The sequence below is a fragment of the Desulfobacter sp. UBA2225 genome, from assembly GCF_002348205.1.
GTDB classification, from domain to species: Bacteria; Desulfobacterota; Desulfobacteria; order Desulfobacterales; family Desulfobacteraceae; genus Desulfobacter; species Desulfobacter postgatei.
This window is the reverse complement of the sequence record NZ_DDYV01000112.1, coordinates 1-8,555: the sequence shown is the minus strand read 5'-3', so window position 1 is coordinate 8,555 and position 8,555 is coordinate 1. Positions and strand designations below refer to the sequence as shown.

At 45.5% G+C, this 8,555-nt stretch carries 6 protein-coding genes and 1 pseudogene; 2 read left to right on the top strand and 5 right to left on the bottom strand.

Annotated features, from left to right (window positions below):
* The coding region (locus tag B3D59_RS06125; protein ID WP_286818437.1) for an MFS transporter at positions 1-1,133 on the top strand (1,133 nt) is incomplete at its 5' end.
* Between the two features lie 126 nt (positions 1,134-1,259).
* On the opposite strand, the gene B3D59_RS06120 is transcribed toward B3D59_RS06125, so the two are convergent.
* Entirely contained in the window at positions 1,260-1,910 is a 651-nt protein-coding gene (locus B3D59_RS06120) for a hypothetical protein (protein ID WP_286818436.1), read from the bottom strand.
* Positions 1,911-2,141: 231 nt separating this feature from the next.
* Between B3D59_RS06120 and B3D59_RS06115 the strand changes: the two genes are divergently transcribed.
* On the top strand, positions 2,142-3,827 hold the full coding sequence (locus B3D59_RS06115) for an L-lactate permease (RefSeq protein ID WP_286818435.1): 1,686 nt from the start codon (positions 2,142-2,144) through the stop codon (positions 3,825-3,827).
* A gap of 193 nt (positions 3,828-4,020) precedes the next feature.
* On the opposite strand, the gene B3D59_RS06110 is transcribed toward B3D59_RS06115, so the two are convergent.
* The 4 genes and pseudogenes from B3D59_RS06110 to B3D59_RS06095 all read right to left on the bottom strand — a co-directional run.
* Positions 4,021-5,511, bottom strand: a complete 1,491-nt coding sequence (locus tag B3D59_RS06110) for a transglycosylase SLT domain-containing protein (protein ID WP_286818434.1) — start codon at positions 5,509-5,511, stop codon at positions 4,021-4,023.
* 255 nt (positions 5,512-5,766) lie between these two features.
* On the bottom strand, positions 5,767-6,834 hold the full coding sequence (locus B3D59_RS06105) for an AI-2E family transporter (RefSeq protein ID WP_286818433.1): 1,068 nt from the start codon (positions 6,832-6,834) through the stop codon (positions 5,767-5,769).
* A gap of 88 nt (positions 6,835-6,922) precedes the next feature.
* Positions 6,923-7,891, bottom strand: a complete 969-nt coding sequence (locus B3D59_RS06100; protein WP_286818432.1) for a TerC family protein — start codon at positions 7,889-7,891, stop codon at positions 6,923-6,925.
* A 389-nt stretch (positions 7,892-8,280) separates the two neighbouring features.
* Positions 8,281-8,555 (bottom strand): annotated as a pseudogene (locus B3D59_RS06095) (transposase); the annotation flags it as partial.

Below are 8,555 nucleotides of genomic sequence, written 5' to 3'. Positions count from 1 at the left end.
TATTTTTTTTGAACTTTAGCATTCGTATTATCATATCCCCACTTTTACCTACTATTCTACAGGACATGTCCCTGACAGGCGACCAAGCAGGCTCCCTTTTTTTGGTCTCTGCCTCGGGATATTTTATTACCCTGATCTGCTCAGGATTTATCTCAGAAATACTGCTGCATAAAAAAACCATTGGTCTGTCTGCAATCGTGACCGGTTTTTTCTTTATCATAACAGGCTTATGTAACAGTCTGACCATGATGCGGGCCGGTATATTTATCACCGGCATGGGCGCGGGTCTGTATCTACCCAGTGGAATTGCCTTGCTCACGGCTTCAATAAGTCGGCAGAACTGGGGCAAAGCCATCGGAGTTCATGAATTGGCACCGAATTTAAGTTTTCTATTGTCACCGATTATCTGCGAAGCACTGTTATTGTTCATGTCTTGGCGCAGTATTCTGATGCTGACCGGAATGGTATCGGTGGTGCTTGGCATAAATTTTTTAAAATTCAGCAAAGCAGTGGATTTTCCGGGCCAAGCCCCTATGTTGAGAGCCATTGTCCCACTGTTATTCATCCGTTCTTTCTGGATTATGATCGTGCTGTTCACGATGGGAGTAATCAGTTCATTAGGGGTCTATGCCATGCTTCCTTTGTATCTGGTAAACGAGCATGGAATGACACAGCCCGAAGCCAATACATTGATTGCCTTGTCCAGAATTCTTACCCTGCCCGTACCTTTTGCCGTTGGCTGGATATCTGACCGATATGGAATAAAAAAAACCTTGAGTACAGCCCTTATCTTAAGCGGACTCGCCACCCTGGGTATCGGATTATTGTCCGGGACAGGCCTTAAGACCGTGATTTTTCTGCAGCCACTTTTATCAGTCTCTTTTTTCCCTCCGGCATTTTCAGCGCTCTCAAGTATCGGAGCCAAAGAAACCCGGAATATCATAGTTTCGTTGACTGTCCCGGCAGCATTTCTCATGGGTGCCGGCGGTGCCCCGGCTCTGATGGGATTTCTTGCAGATCGTGGATTCTTTTCTATGGGGTTCACAGGTGCCGGTATTGCCATCTTAATGTTTGCATTCCTGCCGATTTTTTTAAAATTTAATGAAATTCCAAACCAGAACTCTGTATTTTAAAAAAATAATGTATTGTCGTCAGCAGAATGCTTGATGGCGTAGGAGGGATCCTCAGTGATGAGGAGTCCCTATCCCGATTAAAAAAATTATTTTATATTGATAGACCAGATAGGCCCATGGCCTTTATTAGATTAAGGCTGAGTACAAAACGTTCGATACAACACCAGCGAATAATACTAAAGTTGGAGTTATTAAAAACGATTTTTGGGTGGATAATTTGTAAATGTCTTGCATGGAACTATTTATCAAAAAAAATGTTGTACTGAGACAAAAAATCCCTATTGCAGACAGTAATTCAAAGTTGCTTAATCCAAATATTTTTATACAGAAAAATAAAACCGCCAAAGGGAGTGTAGATACTCCAGTTGTATATATACATGTTGAAATTTCTTCTTTTTCTTGGCTTATGAGTTTCATTATCAGAAAAAAACATACAAAAAAAGATGCAGATGGAATCAATGAAAACAACAATAACTTAAAGTAAGTTCCTGTCATCCCCCCCATATATTGGCCAACCTCTTGCGATTCAGAAACAATACTATGTCCTAATAAAAAACATGATATCGAAAATATCACAACCAATACAATTCCTGCTCGTAAAGCATTTGATTGCCCAAGGTTTTTGAGCGCCTCAGATTGACCTCCAATTGGGTCGCGACTCAGTATTTTTAATGCCTTAATTGCCTGACTTGTCGCTTCTTTGGTTTGGGCAAAAACTTTTTGCCCCATTTCTTTCCCTTTAGAAATAATTTCATTTTGTTGTTTTTCGTTTTGCATAATAATCCCCTTTTTTATGTTATCAGTGAATTAGTATAGAATGAGCCAATATAGTTATAGAAGGATTCTGTCTATTGTTCTGGGTGGAACGGTTTAGAGCAAAAATCCAACTGAATTGGAGAATATACTGACCGCTGCTTAGAAGGCAAGAAAGAATTTAAATTCCCTGATTTTGATTTTTAGAGGCATTACTTCCGTCTGGCGAACGTGGAAATGAAAAGGAGGAGTGGTTTGGCCCTTAGCTTATCAGCATTTATTGCGTTTATTCCCATTGCTCTGGTATTAATCTTTATGGTTGGCTTAAGATGGCCCGCCACCCGGGCCATGCCCCTGGCATGGCTGGTCTGCGCCCTGATCGGGGCAACCCTTTGGAAGATGCCGGCAGGCCTTGTGGCCGCCTCGACCCTGAGCGGGTTCTGCAGCGCCATCAACGTGCTCATCATCGTGTTCGGTGCCATTCTCATCCTATACACCCTGAGGGAGAGCGGTGCCATGGAGACCATCTCCTACGGTTTTACCACCATCTCACCGGACCGCCGGGTCCAAACCATCATCATAGCGTTCCTGTTCGGTGCCTTTATTGAGGGATCTGCCGGTTTCGGTACACCTGCGGCCATTGCCGCACCGTTGCTGCTGGGATTGGGATTTCCCGCCCTGGCTGCGGTGTGTGCCTGCCTGATGCTCAACTCCATTCCCGTCACCTTCGGGGCCGTGGGCACCCCCATCTGGTTTGGGCTTAAAAATCTCAAGCCGGTGGTGGAGGCCGCTGTCGGCCAGGGTGCACCCGTGGCCTCCTTTGACGCCTTCATGCACCAGGTGGGTGTTTATTCCGCCCTGATTCATGCCGTGGCCGCCATCCTGCTGCCCCTGTTTGTGGTCTGTTTTCTCACCCGGTTTTTCGGTAAAAACAAATCTTGGGCCGAGGGGTTAGGTGTCTGGAAATTTGCCGTATTTGCCGGGCTGTGCTATGCCGTTCCCTATCTGTTCACTGCTGTCGTTTTTGGTGTGGAGTTTCCCTCTTTACTGGGCGGACTCATCGGATTGGGGCTGGTGATCACCGGTGCCAAGAAAAAACTTTTTCTGCCTGCAGATAGCTGGGAGTTTGCCGACCGGGCCCATTGGGAAAAGGAGTGGCTCGGGGATATTGAGCCGGGTTCCAACAACCTGACCCCCAAAATGAGCCAGTTGGCCGCCTGGACACCCTATGTTCTCATTGCCCTGTTGCTGGTACTCACACGGCTATCCTTTCTGCCCTTTAAGGGATGGGTTACATCCTTTGTAATCTCCTTTCCCAAAATTCTGGGCTGGGAAACCGTCAACTTTGCCATGAAACCGTTTTACCTGCCCGGCCTGGTTCCCTTTATGCTGGTGGCGATACTGACCATATTCATACACCAGATCCCCGGATCCAAGGTGGCCCTGGCCTGGAAGGATACCGTCATGAAGATGAAGAACCCCACCATTGCAATGCTCTTTGCCGTGGCCATGGTGGAAATTCTTAAACAGTCGGAACACGGTACGGCCGGGTATGCCTCCATGCCCCTGACCATGGCTCAATTTGTGGCCGGGCTTTGCGGGTCTTTATGGCCCATGGCGGCTTCCTATGTCGGGGCTTTGGGCGCTTTTATCACCGGCTCCTGCACAGTGTCAAACCTGCTGTTTGCCGACTTCCAGTACGGCGTGGCCGCCACCACCGGCGACAGCCATATCATTATTGTGGCACTGCAGTCCGTGGGGGGGGCCATGGGAAATATGATCTGCGTGCATAACGTGGTGGCGGCATCGGCCACCGTGGGCCTGGCCGGCATGGAGGGCACTATTATCCGCCACACCATGATCCCTTGTCTGCTTTACGGACTTTTGACCGGCGTTATGGGAATGCTTTTTATTTACATTCTGTTTCCAGGGACTTTTTAGGAGAAAACCTATATCAATGCCGTGGAGGATTTTTCAAACATGAGTCTGACCCGCAACGCCAAAGTCCTGCTGCTCATTGAAGAGGACGGGCATCCCGCCCAGATGGCCGAAGAGAGCGAAAAGAACATGATAAGGTAAAAGTCAGGCATGTGATTGAGATCTATGCCGACACCATTAAGGACTCAATTAACGATTAGCCGGTCGGTACTGATGGATTGTACCGATAGTCAAGCGCCTCAGGCGTTGCCGGAGGCGCTTGACTACCTGCGGCTGTTTTATGCCATCTATAATCTGAATAAATCCTAAGATTCATCCCCCCCTCCAGGGGTGTATCGGGTTGAATATTCCCGAGCACATCATAATTCCAATAGTAAATCAATGCAGGCGTTAAATTTGCCCCCATCTGCCAGGGGCTCGCCGAACAATCGGCACGAATAGTTTTAACCACCCTTTTACAAAATGTCTCCAGTGTTTCATCTTCCTGGGTGACCAATGCCCGGGGTGTGTCGCAGACGGTGCTTTTTCCGTCCAAAGCCAGGGAGGTCGGGGCCATGCCCTTAATCTCAATTACATCGCCGGGGTGCACCCCCTGCTTTACCAAAAACCGGTTACTGAATTTCAGTGCTTTCACGCTGGTCCCAAAAATGGCAGCAATGCCGGACAGGTCATTGTGGGTCTGGAAAACATAATGAATGGTTTTTGGCAGCCCTTTGACTTCTGTGCTGCCGGACGGATGCGGTTTCGGGTTTTTCGCCCAATCAGGATAGGTTCGGATCATTTCAGCCGTCAAAGAGGAATACCCTATTTTTGTCATCAGCACATACCCGTTGCTGCTGGCATACGGATAAATTGAGGCTGCATGTTCAAGGTCCGGATTCAGTTCATACAGGGTTGGAATAATCTTTTTCAGCGATTTAACCGGCGTTTGGGCCAGAAGTGTTTTAGACTCAAACCCAGGAACCGAAAGCATGACCAATCTGTTTTGCTTAAGATAGCGGTATATCAATGACGCAGCCAGACACTGGGGGACATACTCCCTGGAAAAAGGCCCCAAAAGACTGTTTTTGAAAATCGGTCCAAATTGCCTTCCCGGATCGTCACCGCAATTGAGTAAGACATCCGTGACCATTCTGGTACCGTGGTGGTAACTGGCCAGGCTTAATACCGTGCTGCCAAACACCCTGCGGTTGTCCCGCAGGTATTTGGCACAGGCCTCAGCTGATTTTTGATAATCCGTTCGCTCATCCAGTCCATTCTCCCCGATTTTCAAGCCGTAATGAACGGCGGTGGTGTCAAGAAACTGAAACATTCCAAAGGCTCCGGCATTGGACAGTGCACCTGGATTAAAACCGCTTTCCACAAACGGCAGGGCAAAGGCAACATCTTCGGCAATACTGTATTTCTTAAATATTTTCTTTATGTCATACAGGTATTTTTCGCTTCGCCGGATGATATTGTTTGATTTATCCACATTCTGAACCGCGTAATATTTGATAAAATAGCTGACGTGCCGGACCAGCGCATCATCGACGTCAAATGCGGTTTCCTCCCAGTCAGCCATCATTTCCGTCAACTGTTTTTCAACCGTGTTAAGATCAAATGCAACAGGTTTTAAATTCAGATTCACACGATTTTGCGCCATGGCCGCACTGCTCTGGAACATGGCGAAACAGATCAGTATCAAAAAAATACTGCCTGGTTTTTTGTTTATCTGTTTAAAAAAAAGAGAGGATGATTTCATAAAAAACTTAAGATATATTTGGATTCACAACTTGCGTTATTGCACATACCACTAAACCAATAAACCATCCTGTCGTTCGCGTAAATGCTTTCTCAAAAAGGGCCGTTTTTAATATTCTATATAATTTAAAATACAAAGTCCATATCTTGCATTCGATTAAAAGATTCACACAAAGTGGCCGAACTTATGATCAACCCCTTAAAGTGTATCCGGAACCATCAGAATATAGCGGTAGACATATACGGAGACCGGAACACCCAGCAGGACTCCCCATAATCCGAATAGTGAGTGTCCGACGTAAAGGATGATCAAGGTCAATAAAGGATTGATTTTAAAAACAGCGGAAACTATTCGAGGGTTTAGAATATACGCCTCCACCATATGCACAAAGGAAATCATTAAGAGTGCCTTACCTGCCAGACTTACACCCCCCTCGTTAAAAGCAAGCAGTAAAATAGGAATTAAAGAAATAAATGTCCCCCATACAGGAATCAACCCGGCAAAAAAAACGATACTTGCAAGCAAGGCCACAGTTTCCAATTTTAAAAACCAAAGCAATAAAGAGGTGAACGCCGTGTTAACCATAGCAATCAAAATTTGTGCCTGAAAATTATACCCGACTACCAAAGCAAACTGAACGACGCTGCTGGCGGTTTCATCATAGGCAACTTTAAAGCGTGTGTTTTGCAATGCGGATATACCTCGCTTGAGCCTGGGGAAATCTAACAGGATTAAAAAACTAAATAGAGTGCTAAAAAGAAAATAAGTTGTAAAATGAATGGTATTATTGAAAAATTTGACCACAAAATCAACGAGTGCGTCACGATTGATTCCCAATAAATTATCAATGGTTGCAGCTTCTTTGATATGTTGAATAACCGGGGCCATTTGAGGTTGCCGATGTGTCAGATCATCAAGATACAGGTGAACTGCATCCACAGATTGAGGCAATTTGGTGATGAACAGCTTTGTCTCTCCTATGATGTGCGGCAATACAAGGAAAAACAGACCCGTTACAATTGATACAAAAAGCAGGTATATCGCTATGGTACACAAGTATCTTTTTACTTGGATTCGACGTTCCAATACAATAATGATATTGTTGAATATATAGCACAGAATAAAGGTCAAGAACACGAGTACAAAAACCTTGCGTAATAGAAATAACAGCCCAAAGAAGCAAGACCAGATGACCACCTTTTTATTGATCCGCACAAACTGATAGAGATCAATCATCAATAATATTCCCCCATTCAAAAGATCCATGACAGGCTCTCTCCCAATCACGGATTCTTATTGAAACCGAGCTGATTATGAGCATGCCGATAAATTCCCGTGTTATGTTCTTTTTTCTTTAAAAATTGGTCGTGCCGGATATTTCTTTTTGTTTCAATTGATTGCTGATCTGTATCCAACGGCTGACAAGAGAAATCCCGATAGAGCCCAGGATAATTGTCCCTATGATCCCCAAAGACAATAGTGTGGATATGTGGATGAATTTTAGCAGGAACATTTTGACACCAATAAAAACCAGCACCAGCGACAGGCCGACTTTCAGATAGCGAAAATAGTCTATTGCCCCGGCAAGGGCAAAATAAAGGGATCTCAACCCCAGAACGGCAAATACATTGGAGGTGAATACAATAAATTCTTTTGTCGTGATGCCGAAGATCGCAGGAATTGAATCCAGGGCAAATATAAGATCCGTGGCCTCCACCATGATGAGTACCAGAACCAGAGGCGTAAACATGCGGTGGCCGTTGACAATGGTGATAAGGCGTTGTCGATCATAGGAAGGAGATATGGGCAGAAATCTTCTGGCCAATTGCATTAAGATATTTTTTTCCGGTTCCACACTTTCTTCTTTGGCACACAGCAATTTGATTCCGCTGAAGATTAGAAAAGAACCAAAAACGATCAGGATCCATTCAAATTGCCGTACCAGGGCAGCTCCAGCCCAGATCATGCTCCCTCTCAGAACGAGGGCACCCATGATGCCCCAGAACAGAAGCCGGTGCTGATAGGCTAAGGGGACCTGAAAGTACCTGAAAATCAAGGCCATGACAAACACATTGTCCATGGACAGGGACAGCTCCACAATATAACCAGTCAAAAATTCAAGAGCCTCTTCCTGACCGCGTAAAACATTCAGTCCCCATGCAAATCCCATGGCTACCGCAACCCATATGGCCGTCCACAGGATGGCCTCTTTGAATCTTACGGCATGGGCTTTCCGGTGGAACAAACCCAGATCCATGGACAGACATAGGATAACGGCGAGGATAAATGCAGTCCAATGGACCCAGGTGATTTCAGCAATCATAGATACCTTCCTTAACAAAATCATTCGTAGATACCATGCCGATAAAATAAAAAAACCTTTACCCTCGGCATGGTATCCGGGATAAAGGTCTTGTTTACAGAATCACTGCCCCGGTACCGGGTCTTTCGACCGTCTTGACGGAATCCGGGTCGGTCTTTTCTTCGACCGATAACTACTCCCCTTTATAATGTTGTGTACATATAATTCGTTCACTTTTAATTGTCAATTTTTTTTACACCAATCCAGTGCTGACGCATAAATTTAAAAAATAGTAGGCTGAGGAGATCAGGACAAGCCAAAACAAGCCCCCAAGGCCATTATCATGATGTCGGCCATTGTCGGCCCTTCAGGAGTCGGAATTCCCGGGAATAATTGGGGCCAGAGTAAAGTTAAATCTTTGGCTTCCGCCACCCAACCGGCCTTCCTCTTTTCTTTTCCTTAACCCGCCGGCCGGTTAAGGCTTCGATTTCTTCACTGAATCGATCATTGCCGACAATCATCCCCTTGTTGGTTGCCTTTCGGATTTGTTCTAATATAGTGTCGCTGAAATGATGCTTGAACAGTTCACGATAGTTCTTCCGGCGTTTGTCTGAATCCCTCCCAAGATTCAAATATTCAGGGTGGGGGATACATAAATCAGAAACATTTCCCAGTGCATTGATCC